Annotated in this window: 27 protein-coding genes; 13 read left to right on the forward strand and 14 right to left on the reverse strand. The window is 44.8% G+C overall.

Going from position 1 to position 26,405, the window contains the following annotated elements; genetic code table 11:
- Nucleotides 1-10: 10 nt before the first annotated feature.
- Together L1D55_RS10855 and L1D55_RS10860 are read left to right on the forward strand one after the other, a co-directional pair.
- A complete protein-coding gene (locus L1D55_RS10855) occupies nucleotides 11-982 on the forward strand; it encodes a winged helix-turn-helix domain-containing protein (protein ID WP_239917428.1) in 972 nt (323 codons plus the stop codon).
- Nucleotides 973-1,443 (forward strand): hypothetical protein, encoded by a 471-nt coding sequence (locus L1D55_RS10860; protein ID WP_239917429.1) that lies wholly within the window; start codon nucleotides 973-975, stop codon nucleotides 1,441-1,443. Before L1D55_RS10855 ends, L1D55_RS10860 begins: the two co-directional genes overlap by 10 nt.
- Before the next feature lie 111 nt (nucleotides 1,444-1,554).
- Here the strand turns inward: L1D55_RS10860 and L1D55_RS10865 are convergent, their stop codons facing one another.
- The gene (locus L1D55_RS10865; protein ID WP_239917430.1) at nucleotides 1,555-2,739 is read right to left on the reverse strand and encodes a cystathionine beta-lyase; all 1,185 of its coding nucleotides are present in this window, start codon (nucleotides 2,737-2,739) and stop codon (nucleotides 1,555-1,557) included.
- Nucleotides 2,740-2,901: 162 nt separating this feature from the next.
- Nucleotides 2,902-4,356 (reverse strand): cardiolipin synthase, encoded by a 1,455-nt coding sequence (cls, locus tag L1D55_RS10870; RefSeq protein ID WP_186170844.1) that lies wholly within the window; start codon nucleotides 4,354-4,356, stop codon nucleotides 2,902-2,904.
- A gap of 366 nt (nucleotides 4,357-4,722) precedes the next feature.
- Between cls and L1D55_RS10875 the strand changes: the two genes are divergently transcribed.
- From L1D55_RS10875 to L1D55_RS10890, 4 genes are all read left to right on the forward strand, one after another.
- Nucleotides 4,723-6,156 carry a sodium-dependent transporter gene (locus tag L1D55_RS10875; protein WP_080566587.1) on the forward strand — a complete coding sequence of 478 codons (1,434 nt, stop codon included), beginning with the start codon at nucleotides 4,723-4,725 and terminating at the stop codon, nucleotides 6,154-6,156.
- A gap of 173 nt (nucleotides 6,157-6,329) precedes the next feature.
- The gene (locus L1D55_RS10880) at nucleotides 6,330-7,946 is read left to right on the forward strand and encodes a methyl-accepting chemotaxis protein (RefSeq protein WP_239917431.1); all 1,617 of its coding nucleotides are present in this window, start codon (nucleotides 6,330-6,332) and stop codon (nucleotides 7,944-7,946) included.
- Nucleotides 7,947-8,102: 156 nt separating this feature from the next.
- Nucleotides 8,103-8,801, forward strand: a complete 699-nt coding sequence (locus tag L1D55_RS10885) for a TIGR01621 family pseudouridine synthase (protein ID WP_239917432.1) — start codon at nucleotides 8,103-8,105, stop codon at nucleotides 8,799-8,801.
- A gap of 8 nt (nucleotides 8,802-8,809) precedes the next feature.
- Entirely contained in the window at nucleotides 8,810-9,763 is a 954-nt protein-coding gene (locus tag L1D55_RS10890) for a class I SAM-dependent methyltransferase (RefSeq protein WP_239917433.1), read from the forward strand.
- Nucleotides 9,764-9,840: 77 nt separating this feature from the next.
- On the opposite strand, the gene L1D55_RS10895 is transcribed toward L1D55_RS10890, so the two are convergent.
- The 5 genes from L1D55_RS10895 to L1D55_RS10915 all read right to left on the reverse strand — a co-directional run bounded on the left by L1D55_RS10895 (nucleotide 9,841) and on the right by L1D55_RS10915 (nucleotide 14,767).
- Complete coding sequence (locus L1D55_RS10895) at nucleotides 9,841-10,461, reverse strand: CDP-alcohol phosphatidyltransferase family protein (RefSeq protein ID WP_239917434.1); 621 nt, start codon at nucleotides 10,459-10,461, stop codon at nucleotides 9,841-9,843.
- Nucleotides 10,451-11,101, reverse strand: a complete 651-nt coding sequence (locus tag L1D55_RS10900) for an ATP-binding cassette domain-containing protein (protein WP_239917435.1) — start codon at nucleotides 11,099-11,101, stop codon at nucleotides 10,451-10,453. Before L1D55_RS10900 ends, L1D55_RS10895 begins: the two co-directional genes overlap by 11 nt.
- Nucleotides 11,067-12,767: a thiamine ABC transporter permease gene (locus tag L1D55_RS10905; protein ID WP_239917436.1), complete on the reverse strand. Its 1,701-nt coding sequence runs from the start codon at nucleotides 12,765-12,767 to the stop codon at nucleotides 11,067-11,069. Before L1D55_RS10905 ends, L1D55_RS10900 begins: the two co-directional genes overlap by 35 nt.
- A 5-nt stretch (nucleotides 12,768-12,772) precedes the next feature.
- On the reverse strand, nucleotides 12,773-13,939 hold the full coding sequence (locus L1D55_RS10910; protein ID WP_239917437.1) for an ABC transporter substrate-binding protein: 1,167 nt from the start codon (nucleotides 13,937-13,939) through the stop codon (nucleotides 12,773-12,775).
- Between the two features lie 381 nt (nucleotides 13,940-14,320).
- Nucleotides 14,321-14,767, reverse strand: a complete 447-nt coding sequence (locus L1D55_RS10915) for an META domain-containing protein (protein WP_102422912.1) — start codon at nucleotides 14,765-14,767, stop codon at nucleotides 14,321-14,323.
- Nucleotides 14,768-14,955: 188 nt separating this feature from the next.
- Here L1D55_RS10915 and L1D55_RS10920 point away from each other — a divergent pair, with 188 nt between their 5' ends.
- The gene (locus tag L1D55_RS10920; protein WP_171368276.1) at nucleotides 14,956-15,219 is read left to right on the forward strand and encodes a DUF1289 domain-containing protein; all 264 of its coding nucleotides are present in this window, start codon (nucleotides 14,956-14,958) and stop codon (nucleotides 15,217-15,219) included.
- A 108-nt stretch (nucleotides 15,220-15,327) separates the two neighbouring features.
- On the forward strand, nucleotides 15,328-15,495 hold the full coding sequence (locus L1D55_RS10925) for a hypothetical protein (RefSeq protein ID WP_004742101.1): 168 nt from the start codon (nucleotides 15,328-15,330) through the stop codon (nucleotides 15,493-15,495).
- 40 nt (nucleotides 15,496-15,535) lie between these two features.
- Here the strand turns inward: L1D55_RS10925 and L1D55_RS10930 are convergent, their stop codons facing one another.
- The 3 genes from L1D55_RS10930 to L1D55_RS10940 form a co-directional block, all read right to left on the reverse strand.
- On the reverse strand, nucleotides 15,536-15,838 hold the full coding sequence (locus L1D55_RS10930) for a thiamine-binding protein (protein WP_032554455.1): 303 nt from the start codon (nucleotides 15,836-15,838) through the stop codon (nucleotides 15,536-15,538).
- Nucleotides 15,839-15,961: 123 nt separating this feature from the next.
- A complete protein-coding gene (locus L1D55_RS10935; protein ID WP_004742106.1) occupies nucleotides 15,962-16,183 on the reverse strand; it encodes a hypothetical protein in 222 nt (73 codons plus the stop codon).
- A gap of 287 nt (nucleotides 16,184-16,470) precedes the next feature.
- Nucleotides 16,471-17,754 (reverse strand): DEAD/DEAH box helicase, encoded by a 1,284-nt coding sequence (locus L1D55_RS10940; RefSeq protein WP_239917438.1) that lies wholly within the window; start codon nucleotides 17,752-17,754, stop codon nucleotides 16,471-16,473.
- A gap of 209 nt (nucleotides 17,755-17,963) precedes the next feature.
- On the opposite strand from L1D55_RS10940, the gene L1D55_RS10945 reads away from it, so the two are divergent.
- Together L1D55_RS10945 and L1D55_RS10950 are read left to right on the forward strand one after the other, a co-directional pair.
- Nucleotides 17,964-18,590, forward strand: coding sequence for a LysE family translocator (locus L1D55_RS10945; protein WP_239917439.1), 627 nt, complete (start codon nucleotides 17,964-17,966; stop codon nucleotides 18,588-18,590).
- Between the two features lie 280 nt (nucleotides 18,591-18,870).
- Nucleotides 18,871-19,227, forward strand: coding sequence for a PilZ domain-containing protein (locus L1D55_RS10950; protein ID WP_239917440.1), 357 nt, complete (start codon nucleotides 18,871-18,873; stop codon nucleotides 19,225-19,227).
- 130 nt (nucleotides 19,228-19,357) lie between these two features.
- Here the strand turns inward: L1D55_RS10950 and L1D55_RS10955 are convergent, their stop codons facing one another.
- Both L1D55_RS10955 and L1D55_RS10960 read right to left on the reverse strand, forming a co-directional pair.
- Complete coding sequence (locus L1D55_RS10955; protein ID WP_239917441.1) at nucleotides 19,358-20,482, reverse strand: M14-type cytosolic carboxypeptidase; 1,125 nt, start codon at nucleotides 20,480-20,482, stop codon at nucleotides 19,358-19,360.
- Nucleotides 20,483-20,616: 134 nt separating this feature from the next.
- Nucleotides 20,617-20,892 carry a nitrogenase-stabilizing/protective protein NifW gene (locus L1D55_RS10960; RefSeq protein ID WP_105024663.1) on the reverse strand — a complete coding sequence of 92 codons (276 nt, stop codon included), beginning with the start codon at nucleotides 20,890-20,892 and terminating at the stop codon, nucleotides 20,617-20,619.
- A gap of 316 nt (nucleotides 20,893-21,208) precedes the next feature.
- On the opposite strand from L1D55_RS10960, the gene L1D55_RS10965 reads away from it, so the two are divergent.
- From L1D55_RS10965 to L1D55_RS10975, 3 genes are all read left to right on the forward strand, one after another.
- The gene (locus L1D55_RS10965; protein ID WP_239917442.1) at nucleotides 21,209-22,303 is read left to right on the forward strand and encodes a NapC/NirT family cytochrome c; all 1,095 of its coding nucleotides are present in this window, start codon (nucleotides 21,209-21,211) and stop codon (nucleotides 22,301-22,303) included.
- Between the two features lie 19 nt (nucleotides 22,304-22,322).
- Nucleotides 22,323-24,770, forward strand: a complete 2,448-nt coding sequence (locus L1D55_RS10970) for a trimethylamine-N-oxide reductase 2 (protein ID WP_239917443.1) — start codon at nucleotides 22,323-22,325, stop codon at nucleotides 24,768-24,770.
- Nucleotides 24,771-24,913: 143 nt separating this feature from the next.
- Nucleotides 24,914-25,126 (forward strand): TIGR02450 family Trp-rich protein, encoded by a 213-nt coding sequence (locus L1D55_RS10975; RefSeq protein WP_102423016.1) that lies wholly within the window; start codon nucleotides 24,914-24,916, stop codon nucleotides 25,124-25,126.
- 53 nt (nucleotides 25,127-25,179) lie between these two features.
- On the opposite strand, the gene L1D55_RS10980 is transcribed toward L1D55_RS10975, so the two are convergent.
- A complete protein-coding gene (locus tag L1D55_RS10980; RefSeq protein ID WP_239917444.1) occupies nucleotides 25,180-25,917 on the reverse strand; it encodes an HAD-IIB family hydrolase in 738 nt (245 codons plus the stop codon).
- A 271-nt stretch (nucleotides 25,918-26,188) separates the two neighbouring features.
- Nucleotides 26,189-26,405: IS3 family transposase (locus tag L1D55_RS10985; RefSeq protein ID WP_152966870.1), on the reverse strand; the 217-nt coding region annotated here is incomplete at its 5' end.

A 26,405-nucleotide genomic window follows, 5' to 3' on the forward strand; every position in this document is an offset into this window, starting at 1 on the left:
GAAAACGATAGTGAAACAACAAAACTACCAAATATGTGATGCTAGTTATGATCCCTTGCTTAGGCAGTTTGTGCGTGAAGATGGACACGTAGAAACCATCGCGCCACTTGAAGGTAAGGTATTCCTCTTCTTACTTGAAAACGTCGGCGAGTGCATCGAACGAGGTCTGATATTTGATAGATGCTGGGGCAATGTGATTGTCTCGGAACAAGCTCTCACCAATGTAATCTCAAAGATCAGAAAAACACTATCTAGGGTAACCTGTGGCTGCGCGACGATCCGCACTGTCAGTAAAACCGGCTATTCCCTTGAAATAGACGAGTCTAAAAAGACAAGTTCAAATACCCAAGCTGCGCCTCAAGTAGATCTTGGTGAAGCCGAGTCTGCGTCTATGGTGGCTATCGCAGCAAAGCCTGCTATTAAAGACGTGTCGACTGTACAAGCAGATAAACCATCTACGACAAGTCAAGAGCCTGAAGAGAACTCGTCGACTATCGCTTCGGACTCTACAACTTCAAATCAAGCGCACGGTTCGATTGCACTTGGGTTATCAAGTATTACTAGCAATAAGCACGCGGTAAAAGCGGGCTATATAATCGCACTTATTTGTGTTCTCGTTACTGTGTTCAATCTATTCCAAACTTACTACAAGCCAACGCCTTACTTTATTGATAAGTCGGAATATCGTGATAGTTACACAGACAATACCAACCACTACTTTTTCCATATTGTTCATGGAGATTCTTATTCGCTACCAGCGATAACAGAAAAGCTGACCAGTGTGATACCTAGTCACTGCAATGTGGATGTGTTTGTTCGTATTTATCCATCTGTCGACCAACCAGAGAGCGATGCTTTGTACATGTTAGTTCAAAGGAAGGATGGCGAAGCGCTCAATTACGGGGCGACGATTTTCAATGTAGAGACGTCTTTTGACTCATTTGCCGGTCATATGGAAAAGAGGAGCTACTTTTGCGATTAATTGGCTTACTCATTTTATTGGCAATAGCTTCGGCGAGCTTTTTTCTAGACCAGAATGCACTGGCGGGCACTCGATGGCATTGTAAAACGTTAAAAACGGATTTCTTATCTCAGGCATTTCAACCTTATCAATCGCTTTATGAGCGTATGAGCATTACTTTTCAGTCTGACCAAACTTTTAGCATGAGAGAGTTTGTGACGATCACAGAGAAAGACGGTACCGAAGGCACAATGGAAAATCTTTATTCTGGTTACTATGGTTTGGACGGGGATCATTTGTCTATGAGCATTATTGACGTGAGAACCGCAACTCCATTTCATGATCCGATCATTAATCAGGAATACAGTGAGTATAAAGGAGTGACCATTGATTACTCGATTTTGGAGAAGGAGCAGTCCCTGTATCTGTTTAATGAGCACCGCTCTGAAATCTTTAATTGGACATGCTATCAAGTTCAATAATGAACTACGAGGCACTGTGCGTTAGTTGTGGAGCTATAGGCTGCTGATGCGCAGAACTGAAAAAGGCAGGAATATCCTGCCTTTTTTGTATGTTGAATATGCCGTTTCTAGCTAAACTAGAGCGCTGTAGCGATCTAATCCTGCCTCTAGGTCTGCAATCAAATCATCAACATCTTCTAAGCCGATATGTACACGAATTAAAGTACCGTCGAAGTTTGGATTTGCTACCGTTCTTAGGCTGTTAAAGCTGCTCGGCTCGTTCGCGAGAATTAAGCTCTCAAATCCACCCCACGAGTAACCCATGCTGAAGTGTTTCATACCATCAAGCAGCGCTGTGGTTGCTTGTGTATTCGAGTTCTTTAGCACAAACGAGAACAGGCCATTACCACCGGTAAAATCTCGTTTAAAGAATTCATGACCAGGGCATGATTCAAGAGCAGGGTGACGAACGTGGTCTACTTCAGGTCGAGTTTCTAACCACTTCGCGACTTTTAAACTGCTTTCTGCATGTTGGCGTAGTCGTACATCTAAGGTACGAATGCCGCGTAGGCCAAGGTAAGCGTCATCTGGTGAAACACATTGGCCCATTAAGTAGCTTTGCTCTCTTAGTTGGTCCCAGCACTTCTCGTTGGCAACGGCAGTACCTAACATCACATCAGAGTGGCCGACGATGTATTTAGTCGCCGCTTGAATCGAGATATCAACACCAAAATCAAATGGAGAGAAATTAACACCAGCAGCCCATGTGTTGTCTAACATCACTATGATGTCATGGTCGTGAGCAATGCGTGCGAGTGTTGGGACATCCTGAACTTCCATGGTGATTGAACCCGGAGACTCGGTAAATAACACCTTGGTATTTGGCTTGATAAGCTCTTTGATACCTTCGCCAATTGTTGGCTCGTAGTAGGTGGTTTCTACACCCATCTTTTTCATGATGGTGTCACAGAAATCGCGAGTTGGTTCGTAGCAAGTGTCAACCATCAGAATATGGTCGCCTGTTTCCACAAAAGAAAGGATCGCATTAGAGATAGCTGCCGTTCCACAAGGGTAGAGTGCACAGCCTGCGCCACCTTCCACCTCAACCATCGCATCTTGGAAAGCAAAATGAGTGTTGGTTCCACGACGTCCGTAAAAAAGGGTCTTGTTGGCGCGGTTAATCGTAGCTTTACGCTTCTCTTCTACTGAGTTAAATACGACAGTTGAAGCGCGCTGTACTGGTGGGTTAACAACACCATTGGTCCACTTCTTATCACGACCGGCAGTGATCAGTTTAGTGGTTTTGTTCTCGGACATGCTGTGAATTCCTTATCAATCGGTTATGTCCTATTTAAAACATGCCAAGAGTGTTCAAAGCAAGAGCGGAGCGGGGATTTTTACGCTTTTCTTACGATTTTTAATCTTTCACTCAGTAAAGAGTGAAAGATCAAAAATGAGCGACGGGGAAACAGTGAGCTATTACAGAAGAGGATTAAACAGGTAGAACAGTCTTTCAAAGAAGCGGTTGCGTAAACTTCTTTGCTCCCATTGTTCTAATTCAACAGAGTGGGATGAATCGATGTAAGATTTCTGCAGCTCAGAGAGGTTCTGAGTGAAATGCACATCATCCACCGCTAGCGTCACTTCAAAGTTGAGCCATAAACTTCGCATGTCGATATTGACCGTTCCAATCAAGCAAAACTCTTCATCGATGACTACCGACTTGGTATGAAGAAGGCCACCATAGAACTCGTAGATTTTAACTCCGGCTTCGAGTAATTCGGTATAAAAAGCGCGAGAGGCCCATTTCACCATCAACGAATCATTGTTATGCGGAATGACGAGTTCTACGTTGACACCGCGTTGAGCAGTCATCTTAAGTGTTTCTAATAAGTCCGCACTCGGTACAAAGTAAGGGGTCGTAATACGCACGGTATGGTTAGCCTGATTAATCGCAATAGTCAGAACCTGCAGGATTAAATACTCCGGCATGCCTGGACCCGATGGCACAACTTGTACGGGATGATGCGTCACCGCTTCTTCTACAGAACATTCAGGCAGTTCAGGCAGAATGCGATCTCCGGTTTCTACTTCCCAGTCCCAACCATGGATTGCAGAGAGCACGTTAACGGTTGGACCTGTCACACGGACCATGACATCGATCCACTGACCAACTCCTGAGCTCTGTTTGAAATGAGCGGGGTCGACCATATTCATCGAGCCTGTGTAGGCAATAGTCTCATCAATCACGATGATCTTACGGTGCTGCCTGAGATCAAGGCGTCGCAAGAAAATACGCCAAGGGCTTACTTCCAGAGCTTGTACAACCTGCACACCGGCATCTTCCATCATTGGCAGCCAATGGCTTTTGAAAAAGCGCGGGCTACCCGCTGAGTCGAGCAAGACTTTAACATCTACGCCACGTTTTGCTGCGCGAATCAGAGCAGAGGCCACTGAATCTGTTAGGCCGCCTGGGTGCCAAATATAGAAAACCATCTTAATACTGGTTTGGGCATTTTCTATATCTTCGATAATTGCGTGTAGGATCTCGTTTGGTGAAGATTGCAGAGATAGAGTGTTTCCACTGAGCGCAGGAATGCCCATTCGATTGTTACAAAGCTCGTCAATCTTATGGATAGGGGAGCCGACTTTCCCTGGTTGGTGAAGTTGGCAATCGTTCAATTGACGGAACCAATCTCCGAAGGGAGTAAACATGCGATGTGCGCGCTCAGCCCTTTTTCTACCAAGGTTCAGTTCACCAAAAAGGAAGTAACAAGCCACACCTACAATTGGGATAATGTAGATAACCATAAGCCAGGCGAGAGAAACGCTGACAGAGCGTCGTTTTAGTACAACACGCAGTGTTACACCGGCTACAAGGACCCAGTACAAAGCGACAGAGGCTAAAGTTAAAAAATGGTAGAGCTTTTCCACATTGAATACTCGAAAAAAGAGACACTTAGATAGTAATGCTATTTTGTGGATATGGGAATTTAAGGAATCAACTATTTACAAATTAGAGCAAAAGCTGTAAACAGGTTATAGTTGTTAAGTTTTGGTTAACTTAAGACGAAAACGATTGTTTTGTATGAAAAGGCGGCATTTAACCATAAAAATTTACATTGGTAACGAAATATGTACGGTTCGGACTTCCAATTTTATTCTTAAACTGGTTTACTTGCTATACAAAGAGCGTCAATCAAATCTTCTAGGTGTGTAAAGCCGTTTGTACACCTTATCTTTTAAAGACGCCACCCAAAGCAAAACACAACATCACACAACACAAATTTTGGAGTAAACGTGGCTACTAGTAATACAACCACAACACCCCGTGATACCTGGGGTTCGAAGTTAGGATTCGTAATGGCTGCAGCAGGTTCTGCTGTTGGCTTAGGTAACATTTGGAAATTCCCATACACAGCAGGCGAGAGTGGCGGTGGTGCATTCGTTGCAATTTACCTGTTTTTTGTAATTTTCATCGGTTTCAGTGTAATGCTGACTGAATTTGCTATTGGCCGTCATACGCAAAAATCAGCAGTAGGTGCATTTAAATCAACTGACCGTCGTTGGACGTTCGCTGGTGTTATTGGCGTAGTAAGTGGTCTACTTATCATGGGTTTCTACCCTGTAGTAGGTGGCTGGTCTATCGCATACATCGGTAAGATTGCTGGTGGTCTTCTAGACGCACCTGAAGCAATCGGTGACAGCTTCGGTGGTTTCATCTCTAACCCAGTTCAACCACTAATGTGGATGGGTCTATACCTACTTCTTAACGTTGTTATCGTTATGAAAGGTATCTCGGGCGGTATCGAGAAAGCGGGTAAGGTTCTAATGCCACTGCTATTCCTGATCCTTATCGTGGTATCGATCAAAGGTCTGACTCTTCCAGGTTCTATGGCAGGTCTTGAGTTCCTATTCAGCCCTGACTTCTCTAAGGTAGACAGCAACGTAATTCTAGCTGCACTTGGTCAAGCATTCTTCTCACTATCTCTAGGTATGGGTTGTATGTTGACTTACGGTTCTTACCTTAAGAAGAAAGAAAACCTAGTTCAAACTACCGCTATGGTTACAGCAATGGATACAGGTGTTGCTATCCTAGCTGGTGTTGCAATGTTCCCAGCGATGTTCGCATTCGGTATGGAACCAGCAGCAGGTCCTGGTCTAGTATTCGTTGTTGTTCCACAGCTATTTGCTGAAATGGGCGGCGTGATTGGTCTTCTATTCGCACTTATGTTCTTCATCGGTCTAAGTGTTGCAGCTCTAACATCTTCTGTTTCTCTACTAGAGGTTGTGGTTTCTTACCTAATAGACGAGAAAGGCATGAAGCGTGTAACTGCAGTACTGTCTGCAAGTGTTGTAATGGCTGCACTATGTATCTTCGCTTCTCTATCTCTAGGCGGCGTTGGTCCAACACTATTCGACACGGGTGCATTTGATATCTTCGATCTACTAACAGATAAGATCTTCCTAGCTGTTGGCGGTATGTTGGTATGTATCTTCGCTGGTTGGAGACTAAACCGTGCAGACCTAGAGAAAGAAATCACTAACGACGGTGAAGTATCTTTCCCACTATTCGGCCTATGGTACGCACTAGTTAAGTACATCATCCCAGTAGCTATCGCAATCGTTGCGTTCATGGGTATCTCTTCTGGCTTCGACAGCGGTAAAGGTGCAATCATGCTACTAGGTATTGGTATTATCGCTGGCTCTGCGCTTATCTCCAAGAAGCTTTAATCGCAAGCTAAGTAAATAACGAAAAAACGGGAGCAATTGCTCCCGTTTTTTTATGCCTGTAACTTAATAATCGATAAAAAATAATTAATGGTATTCACTAAAGTTATCCGTCTGGTAGACGATATATAAATGTTAAGGCTGTATAAGCCGTCGTTTATTTAGGTAGGTGTTGTGTGAAATTATCTGTAAGAAAAAAGCTTTATGCTGGGTTTGGCTCAATTTTGGCGGTGCTTGTTACCTTAGTTACCATCGTCTGGTTTGAAGTCATTGATGCCCACAAAAGCGCAGATGAAATTAGAATGGACGATGTTCCAGGGACCGTTACCTACTTGGTACTGATTGATGAAGCGGGTGATGTATACCGAGATGCGCTGGGTGCAATTACTCAGGTTGATAATGCACTGAATGACTATCGCTCTAATAAGAGTGAGTTCGCTCAGGCTATTGAACAGGCAAAACGTTTGGAAAGCAGAGGCTCTGAAGATCATCGCCGTATTCTGCGTATTGAAAAGCTAATGGGACGCTTCACCCAAGAGTTTGAATCTAAGCTTGTGCCTAAGATCAATGATCAGTCTGAGCTATTAGTCAACATTCAGCAGCTGCGTTCTCTATACGAGACTAACTTGATACCCATTGAAAACTTACTGGATCAAGCATCTGCAAGTGAGCGAGCGGATACCGAGCAGTCGCTACTGATACTCACCGATACATTTACTACTATTGAACGCACTATCATGGTGTTGTCTGCGATTGCTATCGTCTTTGGTTGTGTGATTGCGTATATGTTGTCGAGTTCTATCACTAATCGCCTGACTCGCGTTGAACAAGTAGCACGCCGCGTGGCAAATGGTGATTTAACAGCGGGTGATATTACCGATGAGTCTGGTGATGAACTTGCTGATCTTGCTGGCTCGATTAACCAGATGCAGAAGTCGTTAGTGGACTTACTCGGCTCGATCTCTTCTGTGACGCACGAAGTTCAATCTGTTACGGGCGAACTATCTTCTATTAGCCAAGACATCGTCACGGGTGCTTCTGCTCAAGCTGACAAAGCGAACTTGATTGCGACGGCTGCTGAAGAGTTAAGCTTGACCATTTCAGAAGTGGCGCAGCAGGGCACGTCTACTTATGAAGAGGCGCGACGCTCTGAAACGTCTGCAGAAGATGGGCGTAATGTGATTGTCGAAATGGTGGTGAGTATTCAACAGGTGTCGACTCAAATGAGTGATATGTCACTGCAAATGAATACTTTGGGCTCTCATGGTGAGCAGATTGGTAGCGTTATCAAAGTTATCGAAGACATTGCTGAGCAAACTAACCTATTGGCTCTGAATGCGGCGATTGAGGCGGCACGTGCGGGCGAATTTGGCCGTGGTTTTGCTGTGGTTGCCGATGAAGTGCGAGCGCTAGCTGAGAGAACAACCAAAGCGACACAAGAAGTGTCTGGCATCATTCAATCGATTCAGTCTGGTACTCAAGAAGCGGTGACTTATACCCAAGATAACTGCCGCTTGGTCGAGATTGGTGTTGAGCAAAGTTCTGGTGCTGTTTCTGCTCTAGAAGCGATTGTAAGCGGTGCAGGTAACGTACAAAGTATGGTTAACTCAATTGCGACCGCAGCAGAAGAGCAGACCGCTGTGACCAAAGAAATTGCTGCAGACATTACGGCAATCAGCGATATCTCCGAGCAATCCTTGCAGCTGGCAACGCGTAGCTCAGAAAATACTTCAGGTTTGAACGGTAAAGTTGCGGAGCTAGAAGTCTTGGTCGGTAAGTTCAAGCTCGCTTAGTTTCTATTGATAGGGGGTCAAACCTACCCTTAAATGCAGACAACGAGAAACAAGCCCAACGATTCAATCTTTATTGAGTGAGTTGGGCTTTTTCGTGGCTGGAATCTGTATTCAGACACGGTATACTCCACCTTCTATAACGGAGCTAGCCTTTACATGTTCGATATTCTTCTCAATCACTCTGATTTTTTACTCATCAATAAGCATCCTGGAGTCAGTGTCCACAAAGACGATGGCGATACCATGCTGCTTCAAGAAGTGGCTAAGGCAATCAATGAGCCTAAGCTGTATCTCGTTCATCGTCTCGATAAAATGACTTCAGGCATTCTGTTATTAGCCAAGAGTTCATTGGCAGCTAGTGAGCTTTCACAGTTATTTGCTAAGCGCGAAGTGGAGAAGTACTACTTGGCGATTGGCTCTAAGAAACCGAAGAAAAAACAGGGTTTGATTTCTGGGGATATGGAGCGGTCTCGACGCTCTAGCTGGAAACTCTTAACAACCAAAGAAAACCCAGCGATAACTCAATTTCTATCAGCAGCGGCCGAACCTGGTGAGCGACTTCTTTTATGCAAACCCTATACAGGGCGTACGCACCAGATCCGCGTGGCGATGAAGTCGATAGGCTCAGCTATCGTTGGTGACCCAATTTATAATCCATCGAGTGAGGCCGACAGAGGTTATCTGCACGCCTTCGCGATTCGATTTACTTATCAATCACAAGCCTACCAATTTGTCTGTGACCCAAGGAGCCTAGACTCTTTAGGCGAGAAGTGGCACCAAGAAACCGTATCTAATGGTTTGGACGGTTGGCTTGAACCTTGGTCACTGGCGTGGCCAAAGCTAAACACTAAGTGAGTGAAATAATGGAAGCATCTGCTTTACCGGTATTTTTTGAACATATCGAACAACAGCTAAACGAAGTACCTAACGAGCTACGTCGTATTTTTCATGGCCGTGGTAAGTTTTGGCCTGGCCTAGAACAGATCACATGTGATTGGGTCGATGGCCAATTATTGGTGAACGTGTTTAAAGAGGTTGATGACGCGTTTTTGTTATCGCTTAAAGACGGTTTGTTAGCGCTGACCAACAAAGATATTTGGCAAAGCAAGCAAGGTACCAGCATCGTGCTTCAACACCGTTATGCTGACGGCGCACCTTCGGAAGTACTATGGGGTGAGCTGAACGACTCTCCAGTGGTTGTTGAGCATGGTCTTAAGTATCAGTTAGACATTGGCCGTAACCAGAACTTTGGTCTGTTCCTAGACATGCGTAATGGCCGTCAATGGGTGCAAGACAATGCCAAGGGTAAGAACGTACTTAATTTGTTCGCGTACACTTGTGGCTTCTCTGTGGCTGCAATTGCGGGTGGCGCTCGTCAATGTTTGAACGTTGATATGTCACGTGGCTCGCTAAACAAAGGCCGCGATAATCACCGTTTGAATGACCACGACATGCGTTCGGTGAACTTCCTTGGTTACGATATCTTTAAGTCGTGGGGCAAAATCAAGAAGGGTGGTCCTTATGAGTTGGTGATCATCGACCCACCTTCGTTCCAAAAAGGCAGCTTCGCCCTAACTAAAGACTACAAAAAGATCTTACGTCGTTTGCCAGAGCTTCTAACGGAAGGCGGTGAAGTGATCGCGTGTGTGAACTCACCAGCAGTATCACCTAACTTCCTTATCGAAACGATGGCAGAGGAAGCGCCAAGCGTTGAGTTTATTGAACGCCTAGACAACCCACCTGAGTTTGTGGATGTTGACCTTGATTCAAGCCTTAAAGTACTGAGATTTAGAATTAACACGCCTGCTGACGCTTAATTTAACGTCAGCATTAGAAAAGAAAACGCCACTCATATTGAGTGGCATTTTTGTATCTTGTTTGTGTCGTTAGACCGCTAACTCTCTTGCTGAGACTTAAGAGTTTGGAACCCAAAATAGATACGCATAAATGTGGTGAGCCAACACGCAGCACCAAAGGTATAGGCGATAACAGCAAAGTGTTGTGGCCAAATACAAAAGGCAATGAAACAGGCGATGGTCTCTGTCCCTTCGGTTAGACCAGACATGTAGTAGAGCGATTTGTGCTTGTACACTGGATTCTCGATGCCTCGTTTGCCCGCCATGACTGCAAACGCCAAAAAGCTACTGCCTGTACCGATAAAAGAGAATATCAAAAATGCGCCGGCAATGGCGTTGTGTTCTGGATTGGCAATCACAAACCCCAAAGGGATCAGTGAATAGAAAAGGAAATCTAAACTGATATCGAGGAAGCCGCCCGCATCACTGATACCTTGGATTCGAGCTAAGGTGCCATCAAGCCCATCACAAACTCTGTTGAAAATGATGAAACTTAACGCCCACTCATATTGCTCAAACGCTAACGCCGGAAACGCTAAACAGCCGACCAAGAAACCGAATAGGGTGGTTTGATTAGCGGTAATACCGACTCGATTCAGTACTTTGGCAGACTGGTTTAATGGCCATTTGATGACCTTTATAGAGTACTTATCCAGCATGGTTACTTCTCCATGGCCAAGAGAGTACTTGAGCCCCTTGAGGCACATCTGCTTCGTCGTGCGTCACCATCAGGGTTGGGATATTGGCTTTGGTTAATTGTTCAAAGACCCAGTCTCGAAATTGTGCTCTGAGCTCTTGGTCTAACTTACTGAACGGTTCATCAAGTAGAGCCAATTTAGGCTTCGCCAGTAACATACGAGTTAAACTGATTCTTGCTCGTTGACCACCAGAAATCTGGTCAGGAAAAGACTCTGCTAAGTGTGTCAGTTCAATGTCTTTTAACGCTGCCATAGCTTGCTGTTGGCGAGCAGAGCCTTTAATCGAATTTGGTAGTGAGAATGCCAAGTTTTCCCATACTTTTAGGTGAGGGAACAATAGATCATCTTGAAAAAGAATACCGACCTCACGTTGATGTGATGGGATCTCATCCAGATGAATGTCATTCAAAACTACACTTCCAGAGTACGAGAACTCTTCATTTAAGTGGCCGGCGATGGCATCCAATAAGGTGGATTTACCGCAACCGCTCGGTCCCATCAATGCCAGTATCTGGCCTGATTCTAATGTTACATTTAGCGCTGAAAACAGCGAGTCGCCATCGGTTTTACGGATGGCGAGGTCGTTGAGGTACAGACTCATTACTTAAGAAACCTTTGAAAGTAAGACGGCGATATCTGAGTTGAAGTCGGCTGACTAATATCGCAAAAGAGAAGAAGAATAGAGGCAACAAGGCCTGCCAAATGGCATAAATTGCGGTCACTCTACGGTCGAAACCGCTCGTTAGGGCGACAGCTTCTGTCGTGATGGTGCCAATACGCCCTGCACCTAGCATCAATGTTGGTAAGTATTGAGCCAAACTCACGCTGATACCAACGGCCCACGCAAAGGCAATCGCTGGTAACAATATAGGCAGTTTGATGGAGTACCAGCTTTGAAATGGTGATTTACCCAAGCTGAGTGATGCTTTAATGAGCCCATCGTTGAAGCTTTTCCATGGTCCATCTAAAGATAAATAGACAAATGGGAAGGCGAAGAATACGTGTGCCCAAATCACCCAGAATTCATAGGCGTTGCTTCCTACATACAGCGTGGTGACTTGCATACCGAATAATACCGATAGCTGCGGGATCAACATCGGAATCGCGATAACAAAACCAGGCACTTGCCATTTGTATTTGATTCGGTACTCATGAGCAATCAGTGCAAGGACCAGCGCAACTGAAGCTGCGATCAGACCAATCCATAAGCTCTGACCAACGGTACTCATGATGCCATCCCATTCAAATTCCCAAAAGCGCATGCTGTAGCGACTCGGAAGTAAGTCAGGGAAGCGCCAACGTTGAGCCACGCTCCAAATCATCATCAAAGGAATGATTGCGAGTGATAGTGCTGCTAAACCTGTGAATACGGTTTTTCCTGGTAGTTTAACGCCTGTTCGCCCCGAATATTGCCAAGTTCTATAGAACTTCAACACAGCCCATTCAATGAAGCGGGCTAAGGCGATGATCAAGGACGCTAATCCGAACAAAACAATCGCGCCAGCCGCAGCTCTTGGTAGTAGGTTCAGATCGGGATCGTTGAACCATTGCCATACCAAAACGGCAAAAGTAGGCGGGTTAGTTGGACCAATGATTAGTGCAATATCGACAACTGATACGCTGTAGGCGAGCACCGCCAACATTGGGAAGCGAAGCTTGGTGAACCATTGTGGAAAAATGCACTTCCACCATATCTGCGAGCGACTATAACCCAATGAAGCACTCACTTTAGTAATACGCTCTACATCAATTTGCTGAAGTATCGATATGCTCATCAGCAATAAGAAAGGTACTTCTTTGAGTGCCAACATAATGATCAAGCCAAATGCATACGGATCTTTTACGAGCAGCGCTAGTTCGGAACTGGATGCGGATTCACCCAGCAAATGATGTACAGCTCTCGCTCCGAGACCTGTCGGGCTAAATAGAAAAGCAAAGCCAATGGCGAAAGCCACATGGGGAATAGCCAACATAGGTGAAAGGGTCAGTTCGATCTTTCTCCAGAATCGTTTTCCCCACGAAGCTTGGAGAATACAAAAGGTAAGAAAGCACGCGATGTAGCTGCTCGCAATCGCAGAGCAAAGACTCAAACCAATCGAGTGCCAAGCGCCTTCCCATTGGAATACTTGGCTAAAACCGTTGAGAGAGGGCTCCATCAACCCTAGGGGCGGGATATAACTCAGTGACGAAGCCACTACTCCCACTACCCCAGGAATTGTTGGGATAATGCATACCACTATAACGACAAAATATAGAGCACGTAGCATCGAGCTTAGTTACCGTATCGTTTTAGCCACTCTTTCTCGAGTGCGTTTTGCCAACTTGGGTGTGGTTCATCAATCGATTTAAATTGCTGAGTATTCTTAGCGCTACCTGTTAGGTACTTGCTGCTCAATACTGAAGGGTCACCCCAAACATTCAGGTCACCTTTGCGCGATTGTGCTTCTGGGCTTAACAAGAAGTTGATGGTCACTTGTGCGCCAGCGGTAGCATTCGCATTCCAAGGGATCGCAAGGAAGTGGATGTTAGATAAAGCACCGTTTTCCATCGCATAGGCTTTGGTTGTTTCTGCTAAACGGCCACTTGATTGGGCTGAATATACAGAGTTTGGGTTGAACGTAATCGCGAGGTCGAGTTGTCCGTCATCCAAAAGCTGAATACTTTCTGATGTGCCCGCCGGGAATTGTTTACCACCGCGCCATGCAACTTTGTGGAATTTATCTAAATAAGCCCATAGTGGTGCAGTGATCGCTTGGAAGTTCTCTTCTGAAGCAGGCTTAGCGAGTTCTGGGCTATTGTTGGTTAGCTCAATCAGTAAAGACTTAATAAAGCTAGTGCCATGAAATTCTGGTGGGCGAGGGTAGCTTAAGCGGTTAGGGAATGCCTGAGCGTAGCTCAACATCTCTGAAAACGATTGTGGTGGATTGTGCAGTGTTTTTGGGTCGTGGATAAACACCAATTGCCCAACGCCCCAAGGTGCTTCTAAACCTTCCGTTGGCTCAGAAAAATCGACATCAATCGGTAAAGACTTATCGACGTACTTCCAGTTAGGAAGGGATTCTGTGAATGGGCCAAACAACAGTTTGTTGTCTTTCATCGAACGGAAGTTCTCGCCGTTGATCCAAACGATATCGACACTGCCTTTGCTATTCTTACCTGCGGCTTTCTCCGCAAGTAGGCGAGTCGCTGTTTCAGCGATATCTGTGACTTTTACATGTTTTAACGTTACGCCATAGTCACTTTGTAACTTCTTGCCTGCCCATTGTAGGTAACGGTTGATCTCTTGGCTTCCGCCCCAAGCGTGAAAGTAGACAGTTTGTCCTTCTGCCTGCTGTTCTATTTGATTCCAGCTATCGGTGGATGTTGCTTCATCAGCATAAATGGTTGCGCTGTAGGCAACGGTTGCCATGATTCCTAACGTACTTACTATCTTGTTCATAAACTTTTCCATTTGGTAGTGAACGGGCAAGAGCATTGTGTTTTCGAACTCCCTAACAGTTATTCTATCTGTTTCTCAAATAAATTCTAATTCAACAGTAAATTCAATCAATTACTTGAGAAGACGCCGGAAGTTCTCGGTTGAGTTTTGTTCAATGTGCAGTTATTTATGTAACTCAACAGACTTTGGGCTTTTGCCATCCTAGCAACAGACCGTTAAAGCTGTGAATTAATTGCATCTAAATGAGGTTTTTTTATGATTTATCGGAGCTTGGCACGAAAAGTTGGTGTGAAGAGTCATTTTGAGTAGATTGAACTTTGAAGCAGGCAATAAAAAAGGAGCCATGAAGGCTCCTTTTCGGTATTTGATGTCGATGACAGATTAGTTTACCCAGTCACGAATTGTGTACGTTAGCGTGTGTACATCGTTTTTAAGTACTAGCGTATCTTTTGTTAGGGTTACGTCGCTCCACTCGCTTAGAGTAGCAGAAACTGATTGCTCGATTTCCATCGCTGAGCCGTGACACATTTTCATAGTCATGCCCATTTGCTTGATGCGGAATTGACCGTCTTTCAGCTCGCCTTGGCCAAAGAAGTTGTTACAACCAGCTACGCCGTTTGCAGTCATCTTTTCACCGATTTCTAGACGAGGTGTCGCTTGGTGTTCGCTTTTCTCAATGTCCTTGCCATCAATTTGCGCAAGTTCCCAATTATGGTGCTGTAGATCGGTTGGTGTTACTTGCATCGCGTTATCACCTGTTGTTGTGCATGCTGCTAGCATCATAGGTAAAGCGGCTACTGCTAGTAATTTTTTTGAACTAAACTTCATATTATATGGCTCCAAAGGAAAAAACGAAGTTACCGAAAATCTGTAACTTGATGGCTTAAAAGTATAGTTTACAAAACACTATATGTGTCAGTATAAGGTCATAGTTTAGTATGGATTTCGTAGGCGTGGCGACAAATTAATCGCTTATTTTTGAGATAGTAAGCGTAATTTTGGATGTGTAAGGAGGCGTGGTGGAGCAGTTAGAGTTTTTCCAAGTTCCAAGCCCTTGCGTTGGGGTTTGCTCTAGCGATGACAAAGGTTATTGCAATGGGTGTATGAGAAAAAGAGATGAACGTTTTAATTGGATGTCGATGACTCCCGCAGAGCAATTACACGTCATCAAGCTGTGTCGTCAGCGTTACAGAAGAAAAATAATGAAGCAAAACAACTTGGTTGGTCAGCCGGTAGAAGAAGAGGGAAGTACAAGTCCCCAAAGAGATCTTTTCGGCTAAAGAGGAAGTATTAAGATTTTATTTAACTCCGCAGTAACTATTACTTTACATAATGGTTGGGGTGTAATATTAAGATAGGTACCTTTGTACCAGAGGAGTGGTGTCGGTATGAATAAAAAGGACGTAAAACTCAACAAGAAACCAGTTAAAGCTTTGGATAGAAAGCGATTAGGGGCGAAAGATGACCCTGAGGAAAGCGCGCGTGACTGGCATACCATGTCAGAAGAAGAGCGCATGGAGATACTCTCTCACCTTTCCGATATGCCTTTTCAATAACATCACTTATTAATTAGAGTCATTCTTTAACATAGACTTCTTACACAAACATATGATTCGCTTTCGTCACACCACGATGATACGTGCAAAATGTATCATCGGCAGCGGTGGTTTTGCTGTGAATCTTTATGTTTGTGATGACCTCTACGGCACCAGCATCGTAACAAGCCTGCTCAGCATTTTTGATGATATCGAGTAATTGATTGAGTTCGCCTTTCATGGTCGTTTCCATCGCACCGACTTGAAAGGGAATACCGGCTTCTTTCACGACTTCAATTGCTTTATCGACCACTTCGAAGTTGTTGCCTTCTTTAACGCGAGGGATCACTTGGAAGGCAACCATCACTTCTTTTTCTCTTTTTAACTCAGACACTTTCTGCTTACTCAATGATTGGAAGTTGTTGCAGATGATAGGTTAATGCGGAGATTAATTCTACAGCAGCAAAGCTGGTGGTTTTTCTTGGTTTTATTTACTACCCCAATGATCGCTAACCCAGCCACCAATGTGCTCATCAAAATGGTTTCCACTGAATCTTTGGTTACGTTCAACTGAAGTATCACAGTCATCTTTGTTGTCGATTAGAGTTTGAATGTAGTTTGCCATCGGGTCATTAGAACGTTGACGATCTCGGCGAGTTGCCACTTCCTTAATCAGTTGTAATCGATATGTAGAGCTAGCACGTTTCATTTCAATGACCTCCTGGTTTTAGACACTAATAGAAAAATCTAGTTGCCAGATATAGGGGCGTCAACGTGATCAGAAAGTATTTTTTTTGAGCAACCAAGAATCAATACCTTGCCTTCGTAATTCACAAAAATGTCATCTAGTGAATAGCATTAGTGTCATATTTAGCATCTGAAAGTCGGTGGTTGAAGCGAAAAAAAGCCCAGAAAACTCTGGGCTGAATTTAATCAAAATGATTGTCGTTGAGTTTGGGAATTAACAGGGACAAACGCTGAATCTTTGCTCTCGCTCTACTTTGATCTCGTTGGCTTGGCGCTGTTGGATTTTGAGCTGTGGGATCTAGAGCTATTCGGTTTGCTCTTAAACTGTTTTACGCTCTTCTTTTTAGCCGTTCTGCGGTTTGCCATTTTGTCTTTTGGTGGGCGTTTACGAGTCGTTGTTTCTGATGCTGGTTTGTCGGTGACTGGGAAGCCTTCCAATGACTGTAGCGGCAGTGCTTTGTTGGTTAAAGTGCGAATGGCAGTCAGGTAGTCAGTTTCACTGTGGCTAACCAGCGAGATTGCACAACCAGTACTTCCTGCTCTTGCCGTTCTTCCAACACGGTGTACATAAGTTGCTGAATGAGGTGGCAACTCAAAGTTAATCACAATAGGTAGCTGATCAATATGGATGCCACGAGCCATCACATCGGTCGCGATAAGAACACGGGTATCACCATTTTTAAAGCTATCTAACGCTTGTGCTCGTTCTTCTTGGCTCTTGTTGCCATGTAGTGCGCTCACGCTGATTTTGGCTTTGTTTAATCGCTTAGTGAGTGCGTCTGCGTTGTCTTTCGCGCCAATAAACACTAGTACTTGTGGCCACGGGTTCTGATTGAGCAGGGCAATCAATGCTTGAGCTTTACTGCCTTTGTTTACCAGATACAGTGTCTCTTCAATAGTTTCTACAACGCTGTTTTCTTTATGAGTTGTAATCTTCTCTGGGTTCGATAAAAGCGTTTCAGCTTGGTTGACTAACTCAGGTGGAAGCGTTGCAGAGAATAACAGTGATTGGCGCTTAGTTGGCAGAGCTGCGGTGATCGCTTGAATATCTGGCCAAAAGCCCATGTCGATCAATCGATCGGCTTCATCTAAAACTAATGATGTGCATTGAGCTAACTCTAATTCACCACTCTTGATGAGTGCAAGCAGGCGCCCAGGCGTAGCGATGGCGAGCTGAGGTGCGGTTGACAGTTGCTGCTGTTGCTCATTTGCATTGGCACCGCCCGTGAGCGTTACCGTTTTGATACTCAGGGCCGTTGCAATCAGTTGTAAAGACTCAGTCACTTGAGACGCTAGCTCGCGTGTTGGAACGATGACAAGCGCTTGCAGTTTATTCGAACCTTGGTCGATGTTATTGAGCAAAGGTAACCCAAATGCCAATGTTTTCCCGCTACCTGTTTGAGCCAATGCAAGCACATCTCTTCCTGAAACAATCGTCGGAATGACCGCTTGTTGGATCTCAGTCGGCTTATTGAATTGAGACGGGAGAGCAGCAATGGTTTTTGTGTTGAGGTTTAGGTTAGCAAATGACATAAATGAACCAAGTATCAAAAGGGAGGTGGAGTCTAACAGGGCTAGAAATGTTAGAGAATCAGTTTTGTTTGCTTCACGGTGAACGTATTTATTATATGCGCTAATTTTGTAAGTTAAACATACGAATTAATTAAGCGTTTATCATATTGTAATGGTATCAATTGGACGTACAATGTCTGCCCTAAAAACCTTCACTGTATGAGAACAAAATGAGTTGGGATAGTATCTGGCTGTTCATTGTTATTGTCTTTTTTATTGCCATTATTCCAGGACCTAATGCATTGCTTGTGTTAAGCACAGCGTTGACTCAAAGGAAGCTGTTCGCATTTGTGAATGTGTTAGGTGTGTCATGCGGCTTCTTTTTCCACGCCTTTATTTCTGCGAATGGTATCAGCCTACTGCTGTCGAAAACGCCAATGGCATTTGAGGGGCTGAAGTGGGCGGGTGTTTTGTATCTGCTCTGGTTAGGCTATAACCACTTTCGGGCGGCATTACGTGCTCAAGAAGGCGTGCTTTCTGTCGTGAGCGCGTCTGGGACTAAACTCTATAGCCAGTTTTTTAAAGGACTACTTACTAATCTACTTAACCCTAAGATCGTCCTGTTTTATTTATCGATCTTCCCCCAATTTGTTACTACAGACGCAATTGTGTCCGACAGCCTGATTCTTGGCGGGATTCAGGCGATGGTCGTTTCAATGTGGTTCTTGGTTGTGATTTTAATGGCAGATACCTTTAAACGCTTATTGGTTCAAAAGCGTACCTCGCAAATGATGAATATTGTATGTGGCGTGCTATTTGTCGGTTTCAGTATTCAGTTAGCTCTGTTTCAGCTGTAGGTTTGATGAGCCGGTATGAGGTATTGAGGCCAAGACGATACGACTCATATCTCACTTTTTGGTGAATCATGTGGAACCCAGCTATCTCTGTATAAATGCTTAAAGCAATAGCTAACAAAGTCGATATAATAATCAGTCATTAATTTGATGAATATCTGAGTTGAATTACAAGCTGGGGCTAAAGGCTGTTCGATAATCACGAATAGTTCCGAATAGTTCCGAATAGTTAGAATGATCGGCCAGATTGCTACTGCGAATAAACAGAGACAGGGAGTCACAGATGAGTGAAAAGTCATTCATTCAGAAGCGCAAATATTACCGTTTGAAGTACCCACATAAGGCACGTCCGGTGATGCGAATTAAGGATGAGCTTTTTCATGTCAGTGAGATTTCTGAAAAGGGTGTTCGCCTTATGATGCGTAATATCATCCCTGTATATCGTGGCTTCTCAATGGCAGGTACTTTGAGGCTACATGGCAACAATAGTGTTGCTATTAGTGGTGCTGTGTTACGCCAAGAGGGTGATGAAGTGGTTGTTCAGTTATCACAAGGACCAAGCTTCAAAGATATGGTGTCTGAGCAAAGGCACATCAGGAAAAAATACCCAGTCTTTTTCGCGAGCTTGAGAGTCGCATAACGGCCTCTAGAGCTAGGTGGCTCGATAAATCGTAAATCATAGGCAAACATTAAAAAGCCCAGCACTTTCGCAAGTGCTGGGCTTTGTTCTATCTATAGTCCTGGTTTTGATAGCCAAGACACTCGTTGCTTTATAGCTCGTCTACTGTCGCCCAAACCGCCGCTAGCATGTCGTGACCAAACGCAACACTACGTTCTGGCGACCAACCGTAAAGTTCGTCAGCGTGGCTGATGTGATCTTTAAATGGCATCTCAACCGTGTACGCCAAGCACTTGAACTGCTCACCGATCCAGTTGGTACCTACCGTCATGTTCGCTTTGCCTGGCTCATCTTTATCGTAGCCAAACTCGTCTTGGAACTCTGGCGTAATCGTGAGTAGTGCTTGCTTGAAGTGGTTCTCTAGCTTCGCAATGCGCTCATTGTAAGAAGGTGTACCTTCGCTACCTGCCACAAAGTTATATGGAATCGCTTCATCGCCATGAATGTCTAAACACATATCAACGCCAGTTTCTAACATGCGTTCACGCACAAGGAATACTTCAGGGCTACGCTCCATAGACGGTGATTGCCATTCGCGGTTCAGGTTCACGCCGATTGCGTTGGTACGCAGGTGACCACGGATACTGCCATCTGGGTTCATGTTCGGAACAACGCGGAATACAGCGCTGTCTAGAAGAGAGCGACCTACCGTGTCTGTTTCGTCAAGTAGGCGCTGCAGCAAGCCTTCAATCAACCATTCAGCCATTGTCTCGCCAGGGTGTTGACGACCAATAACCCAAATGTTTTTCTTCTCTTCACTTGGCTCACCAACGGTTAGCAAAGTAATGTCGTTGTTGTCTAGAGTGTGACCTAGTGTTTCAAGTTTACATGCAGGGTGCGTTTGCGCGCTGTGCAGAAGGTCTTGGTGACGATCGTATGAGTATGGCGCAAAGTACGCGAAGTACATTGAGTCGTGCTCAGGGATGATGTCAAAGCTTAGTGTGTCACCATCGAACTGAGATGGGATACGGAACCACTCTTCGCGGTCATACGATGCAACTACATCGTAATCCTTCCAGCCCTCAGGATAAGCAGACGTTGCCAATTGACCGATTTCAAAATGGTGAGCTTGTTGCGCTTCACTTTCTAAACGGAAATGGAACCACTGAGAGATTTCAGTTTGGTTGTCTGCAGGGATAGTCAGTTGAATGTTTTGTGGTGAATCTGCTGAAACGACGTGAATGTTGCCGCTTTCGAAATTGCTGAAAATTTTCATTGTAGTTGTTATCTCGTAGTTGAGTTGTCGTAAGACTAGCACACTTTTTTTCGAGCAAACTACTAACTAAATCGTAATGAGATGTTATTTCAACTATCTATTTCCGAGCTCTCTTTTTTAACAGCACTTTATGCTTATCGACGCTGGCAAGTTGTGCAGCCTCGGCAAGCCGAACGCGTATAACGATCTAACTTACTGCGTTGCACCTTGCAGTAGGCATTTTTCAGGGCTCTTCTTCCAGAAAACCAATCGTCAGGTTTCGACAGGATCAGATAGCCATTAAAGCGTTTCACAAGCTCGACTCTATTTTGGTCGATGAACTTACTATCAAACCCAATTTCAAAGTAATCGAGCGCTTGTTCAATAGAGGTAAAGCTCGCCATTTTTTGCTGGAATTCTGTTTGGCTCATATCTCATTCGGTGGCATGAATTTGCGGATAGTGTAAGCGTCTTTGTGATTTTCTATCTTGATTTTAATCTGCTTTCTGCGTGATTTCGGGGTCGATACTTCTCCCTCTGTTTTATAAATTAATCCATTTCATTTGTGTAGTGAATGTGATTAAAAATGATTGCGTAGTCATCTATATAGTTCAGTTGTGTTTAGGTCTCATTGTTAGTTTTCTTTATTATCAATAAAGGCAAATTATGACGTGAATCAATAGTGGGTAACCCTAAAGTATTATTCTATTCGCAATTGTTACTAATTGTTGAAGATGATTTCTAATTATGTCTATTAAAAAACGATACATTGCTCTTATTGCCGCTGTGGGCATTGGTATCGGTTGGTTAACGCTTGGCGGCACTGCAGCCATTATGCATTACACCTCTAGTACCGAGTTCTGTACTTCTTGTCACACTATGCAAATCCCTTACGAAGAGTATGAAGGCTCAATCCACTTCAGTAATGCAAAAGGTATTCGTGCTGAATGCTCTGACTGCCATATTCCTTCTGATCCAGTTGACTACGTAATCACCAAGATTCGTGCCTCAAAAGATATCTACCACGAGTTTGTGACTGGAAAAATTGATACAGAAGAGAAGTATGAAGAGCACCGCATGGCGATGGCTGAAACGGTGTGGGCTCAATTACGTGAGAGTGATTCTGCTACTTGTCGTTCTTGTCATACCTTCGACGCAATGGATAGCTATGAGCAGTCGGAAGATGCGGCAAAAATGCATGAATATGGACAAGAAAATAACCAAACCTGTATCGATTGTCACAAGGGTGTCGCGCACTTTGCACCAGAGCCTGAAATGGACAGCGAGGCATTCGACAACTTGATGGCATTCACCGAGAAAACAGACCCTAAAGCTAAGGTGGTTTACTCCACTGAAACTATCGATATTGGTGAGCTTGGCACGATTAACCCAACAGCACGTCTAGATGTGAAAAACGTCGAAGGCACCGAGCGTACTGTTGAGCTACACGCTTATCAAATGAAAGGTGCAGAACAAGTGCTGTACTACGGCAATGGTCAGAGAGCGATTGTTGCAATGCTTTCCGAGCAAGGACAGGCGAGCCTTAACGTTGGTGATTTTGAGGCTGATGAATACGGCAATGAATGGCGACCAGCTGTTCTAACCGCAACGATTGATGCACCTGTATTGGATTCACTAGAGCCAATCTGGGAATACGCGGAAGAGCTCGACAATGTTTACTGCTCAACATGTCACGCAAAAATTGGTGCAAACCACTTCACCGTTAATGCTTGGGGCCCAGTTGCAAAAGGCATGGGCGAGCGAACTGATATTTCTGACCAAGATCTAGAACTACTGACTAAATACTTCCAGAACCACGCAAAAGATGTGGCTGGCCACTAAGAAACAAAGGGAAATAATTATGACTGATATTACTCGTCGCGGATTCCTTAAAGGAACGGGCATGGCAGCTGGTGCGCTTGCATTTACGTCGCTAACGCCAATGACAGCGTCGGCTGCAAACAAGCGTGGTAAAGGTATACTAACAGCAGGTCGCATGGGACCTATGCTGTGTGAAGTAAAAGACGGCAAGCTAGTGTCAACAACCAACGCACTTGCTCAAACGGTTCCAAACAGCCTTCAAACGACAGGTCCAGACCAAGTACACACCAAAGCGCGTGTTAAGTACCCAATGGTTCGTAAAGGCTTTTTAGACAACCCATCAGCACCAACGGGCGTTCGTGGTGATGATGAGTATGTTCGAGTTTCTTGGGATGAAGCTTACAAGCTTATTCATGAACAGCACATGCGAATTCGTAAAGAAAATGGTCCAGAGTCAGTATTTGCAGGCTCTTACGGTTGGCGTTCAAGTGGTGTGTTACACAAAGCGCAAACACTATTACAGCGTTACATGAGCTTGGCTGGTGGTTATTCAGGCCACCTAGGTGACTACTCTACGGGTGCTGCACAAGTCATCATGCCGCACGTTATGGGCTCTATTGAAGTATACGAGCAACAAACGACGCACCCAGTGGTACTAGAAAGCTCTGATGTTGTCGTACTTTGGGGTATGAACCCGCTGAATACGCTTAAAATTGCTTGGAGCTCAACCGATTGCTCAGGCTTAGAGTTCTTCCACCAGCTTAAAAAATCTGGCAAGACGATCATCGCAATTGACCCAATGCGCTCTGAGACAATCGAGTTCTTTGGCGATGCCGTTCAATGGATTGCACCTCGTCCAATGACAGATGTTGCGATGATGATGGGTATTGCACACTCTTTGGTTAAAAAGGGTAAGCACGATGTCGAGTTCCTAAATAAGTACACGACAGGCTACGATAAATTCGAAGCGTACCTGATGGGTAAAGAGGACGGTGTTGAGAAGACTCCAGCTTGGGCTGAAGCGATTACCGGCGTTCCTGCGAAACAGCTTGAACTACTTGCTGATATCTTTAGCCAAAACCGCACTATGCTCATGGCAGGTTGGGGTATTCAACGCCAACAATACGGTGAGCAACGTCACTGGATGGTGGTAACGCTAGCGGCAATGCTAGGTCAAATCGGCTTGCCTGGTGGTGGTTTTGGTCTGTCTTATCACTACTCTAATGGTGGTAACCCAACTCGTGATGCGGGTGTATTACCAGCGATTTCAGCGTCTATTGGCGGTGGTTCTTCTGCCGGTAATGACTGGGCGGTATCTGGTGCAGTGAACAGCTTCCCTGTAGCGCGTATTACAGAAGCATTAGAAAACCCAGGTCAAACATACATGCACAATGGTCATGAGTTAAAGTTCCCAGACGTGAAAATGATCTGGTGGGCGGGCGGCGGTAACTTTACGCATCACCAAGACACCAACCGTTTGATTAAAGCATGGCAAAAACCTGAGCTAGTGGTTATTTCTGAGATCTACTGGACAGCCGCTGCGAAGCACGCCGATATTGTATTGCCAATTACCACGTCATTTGAACGTAACGATATGACAATGACAGGTGACTACAGTAACCAGCACCTAGTGCCGATGAAGCAAGTTGTTGAACCACAAGGCGAAGCACGCAATGACTTTGATGTTTTTGCGGATATGTCTGAATTGATCAAAGCTGGCGGCCGTGATGTGTTTACCGAAGGCAAAGATGAGATGGCGTGGCTGAAAGGCTTCTACGATGAAGCTCAGAAGGCAGGTAAGAAAGCACGTGTTCGTATGCCGAAGTTTGGTAAGTTCTGGGATGACAACCAGCTAATTGAAATGAAGTTCAACAAGAAGGCTGCACAATTTGTTCGTCACGCTGATTTCCGCAAAGATCCAGTGATGAACCCACTAGGCACACCAAGTGGTAAGATCGAGATCTTCTCTAAAACGATCGAAGGCTACAAGCTTGCTGATTGTCCTGCTCACCCAACATGGATTGAGCCAACAGAGTTCTTTGGCAAAGCGAAAGGTGATGAACTTCAATTGATGACAGCGCACGCTGCGCACCGTCTGCATAGCCAATTCAACTACGCGAAGATTCGTGAAGAATACGCTATTGGAAATCGTGAGCCTATCTCTATTAACGTAGAAGATGCGAAGGCTCGTGGCATCAAAACGGGTGACCTTGTTCGTGCATACAATGAGCGTGGACAAGTATTGGTGGGTGCATTAGTGACTGACGGCATCAAGCAAGGCGCAGTATGTATCCACGAAGGTGGTTGGCCTGACCTAGACAAAGAAACTGGTCTTTGTAAGAACGGCGGCTGTAACGTCCTGACATTGGATATCCCAACTTCACGTTTAGCAAACGGCTGTGCCGCGAACTCTGCACTTGTGAAGATTGAGAAATACACAGGCCCAGCCCTTGAACTAACCGCATTTGTACCGCCTAAAAACGGTTAACGACTAGCGCGAAAGCCATAATCAAACCAAAGCCAGCGAGATACGCTGGCTTATTTTGATCTTTTTTGCGTGCAAGAGACTATTACTCTCTGCTGCTCAAACAACTAAGAATAATCAACGACACTAAAGCGAGAGAGGTGCTCATGAACCGTATCAACCCCAAGAAACTATTTCGTAGTAAGTGGACGGCCGTTAGCCCGGTGAAAAAGGAAAAGCACTTTATGGTTACGGAGGTCGAGTTTGACGAAGGAGAAGTGGTGCGCTGTTTGATCGAAGCGGTGATGACGAAACGAGAAGAAGCGATAAATTGGCGCGACCTCACCGACAATCAAGCGTGGCTCCCTGGTTGGAAGTAGCAAGGAACCCAGCTTCGATTGAACTGCACAGCTGGAAGCTGCGAGGATATATATTAGCGGTTACTTGAAGCTCGTTGTTGCCAGTATTTAAGGCCTTCCAGCACGCCTGCTGCATGGGGCGCCTTACTGGTATACACGTTATCTCTGACTGATAGGTGAGCCACTTCAGGGTAGTGATTTGCTACTAATATAGAGTTCACACCCTCTATCGTCAGCATAGACGTATCGTTCGCTGAGTCACCGGCAACGCAAACCTGTTCGATGCTCAAATCATGTTGCTTCAGGAGGTGATGAATTGCAGTTGCTTTGTTAACGCCTTTTGGTGTGATATCCAGATACCAGTCGTGTGAATAGGTGAGGTGGACATCTAAGCCATGGGATTCCAATTGTGATTCAATTAATGCATGTTGAGGTTCAGACAGCTTACCCTCAAAGGTCATCTTATGGGGACCTTGGTGGCCTTCTAAGCGTTCACCCATAAAGTCGAGTGGCGCTAGCGCTGACTCTACCTTTGACTTATTCCACGATGCTTCGAGTTTCTCATGCCAGATATGGTCAGGCTTTTGGGTATGGTTGTGGTGAATTCTTGTGCCAACATCACTGATGATGCTGTGTGGTTCTGGGTAGTTATCTGATGCTAAGCCAGTTTGAATGGAAGGCAGCGTTCTACCGGTCGCGATGATAAAGCGGATATCGGGTTGCTCTGTAAGGTAATTGAAAAGTTGATTAACCCCATAAGAAGGGCCGCCATCGAGTGTACCGTCAAAGTCACAAACCAACATTTTTATCATTCGAATTCCTTGTCATTCTCTTTAATTGTGATGGAAAAGCTCACCATCATTTATACAAAGAATGGCTCAGCAATAACAACATCTCAAGTCGTCTTTGGTTCTCGACAAGTGAGATTCGATAGTTTGCAGCAAGTATCACACTTGGTGCTATGTCATGGAAACTAAAGATAAATCTATTAATTCTTTGGAGTGGATAATGATTGTGTTGGTTATATAAAAAAACCAGCAACCTCATGTAGATGATGTGACCCCGTAAAGTTGGACATTTCTGTTAAGCGGCTTTCAAGGCCTGAGTTCGATATTCTATCGGAGTCAGGCCTTTTAGTTTCACTTTTATACGTTTGGTATTGTAGTACTCGATGTATTCTTTAATTTGCTCTATCAGAGCATCTGCATCTTCAAAGCTTTGGTTGTGATACATCTCTGTTTTGAGTAAAGCAAAAAAGTTTTCAGCAACCGCATTATCCAAGCAGTTACCTTTTCTCGAC

The sequence above is a fragment of the Vibrio sp. Isolate22 genome, assembly GCF_022398115.1.
Taxonomy (GTDB): domain Bacteria; phylum Pseudomonadota; class Gammaproteobacteria; order Enterobacterales; family Vibrionaceae; genus Vibrio.

What these genes read in the sequence shown, in the direction of transcription:
- L1D55_RS10865 (WP_239917430.1), bottom strand. Translation starts at nt 2,739, where the DNA reads ATGTCCGAGAACAAAACCACTAAACTGATCACTGCCGGTCGTGATAAG.
- L1D55_RS10885 (WP_239917432.1), top strand. Translation starts at nt 8,103, where the DNA reads ATGTTCGATATTCTTCTCAATCACTCTGATTTTTTACTCATCAATAAG.
- L1D55_RS10890 (WP_239917433.1), top strand. Translation starts at nt 8,810, where the DNA reads ATGGAAGCATCTGCTTTACCGGTATTTTTTGAACATATCGAACAACAG.
- L1D55_RS10895 (WP_239917434.1), bottom strand. Translation starts at nt 10,461, where the DNA reads ATGCTGGATAAGTACTCTATAAAGGTCATCAAATGGCCATTAAACCAG.
- L1D55_RS10900 (WP_239917435.1), bottom strand. Translation starts at nt 11,101, where the DNA reads ATGAGTCTGTACCTCAACGACCTCGCCATCCGTAAAACCGATGGCGAC.
- L1D55_RS10905 (WP_239917436.1), bottom strand. Translation starts at nt 12,767, where the DNA reads ATGCTACGTGCTCTATATTTTGTCGTTATAGTGGTATGCATTATCCCA.
- L1D55_RS10910 (WP_239917437.1), bottom strand. Translation starts at nt 13,939, where the DNA reads ATGAACAAGATAGTAAGTACGTTAGGAATCATGGCAACCGTTGCCTAC.
- L1D55_RS10915 (WP_102422912.1), bottom strand. Translation starts at nt 14,767, where the DNA reads ATGAAGTTTAGTTCAAAAAAATTACTAGCAGTAGCCGCTTTACCTATG.
- L1D55_RS10925 (WP_004742101.1), top strand. Translation starts at nt 15,328, where the DNA reads ATGAATAAAAAGGACGTAAAACTCAACAAGAAACCAGTTAAAGCTTTG.
- L1D55_RS10930 (WP_032554455.1), bottom strand. Translation starts at nt 15,838, where the DNA reads ATGGTTGCCTTCCAAGTGATCCCTCGCGTTAAAGAAGGCAACAACTTC.
- L1D55_RS10935 (WP_004742106.1), bottom strand. Translation starts at nt 16,183, where the DNA reads ATGAAACGTGCTAGCTCTACATATCGATTACAACTGATTAAGGAAGTG.
- L1D55_RS10940 (WP_239917438.1), bottom strand. Translation starts at nt 17,754, where the DNA reads ATGTCATTTGCTAACCTAAACCTCAACACAAAAACCATTGCTGCTCTC.
- L1D55_RS10945 (WP_239917439.1), top strand. Translation starts at nt 17,964, where the DNA reads ATGAGTTGGGATAGTATCTGGCTGTTCATTGTTATTGTCTTTTTTATT.
- L1D55_RS10950 (WP_239917440.1), top strand. Translation starts at nt 18,871, where the DNA reads ATGAGTGAAAAGTCATTCATTCAGAAGCGCAAATATTACCGTTTGAAG.
- L1D55_RS10955 (WP_239917441.1), bottom strand. Translation starts at nt 20,482, where the DNA reads ATGAAAATTTTCAGCAATTTCGAAAGCGGCAACATTCACGTCGTTTCA.
- L1D55_RS10960 (WP_105024663.1), bottom strand. Translation starts at nt 20,892, where the DNA reads ATGAGCCAAACAGAATTCCAGCAAAAAATGGCGAGCTTTACCTCTATT.
- L1D55_RS10965 (WP_239917442.1), top strand. Translation starts at nt 21,209, where the DNA reads ATGTCTATTAAAAAACGATACATTGCTCTTATTGCCGCTGTGGGCATT.
- L1D55_RS10970 (WP_239917443.1), top strand. Translation starts at nt 22,323, where the DNA reads ATGACTGATATTACTCGTCGCGGATTCCTTAAAGGAACGGGCATGGCA.
- L1D55_RS10975 (WP_102423016.1), top strand. Translation starts at nt 24,914, where the DNA reads ATGAACCGTATCAACCCCAAGAAACTATTTCGTAGTAAGTGGACGGCC.
- L1D55_RS10980 (WP_239917444.1), bottom strand. Translation starts at nt 25,917, where the DNA reads ATGATAAAAATGTTGGTTTGTGACTTTGACGGTACACTCGATGGCGGC.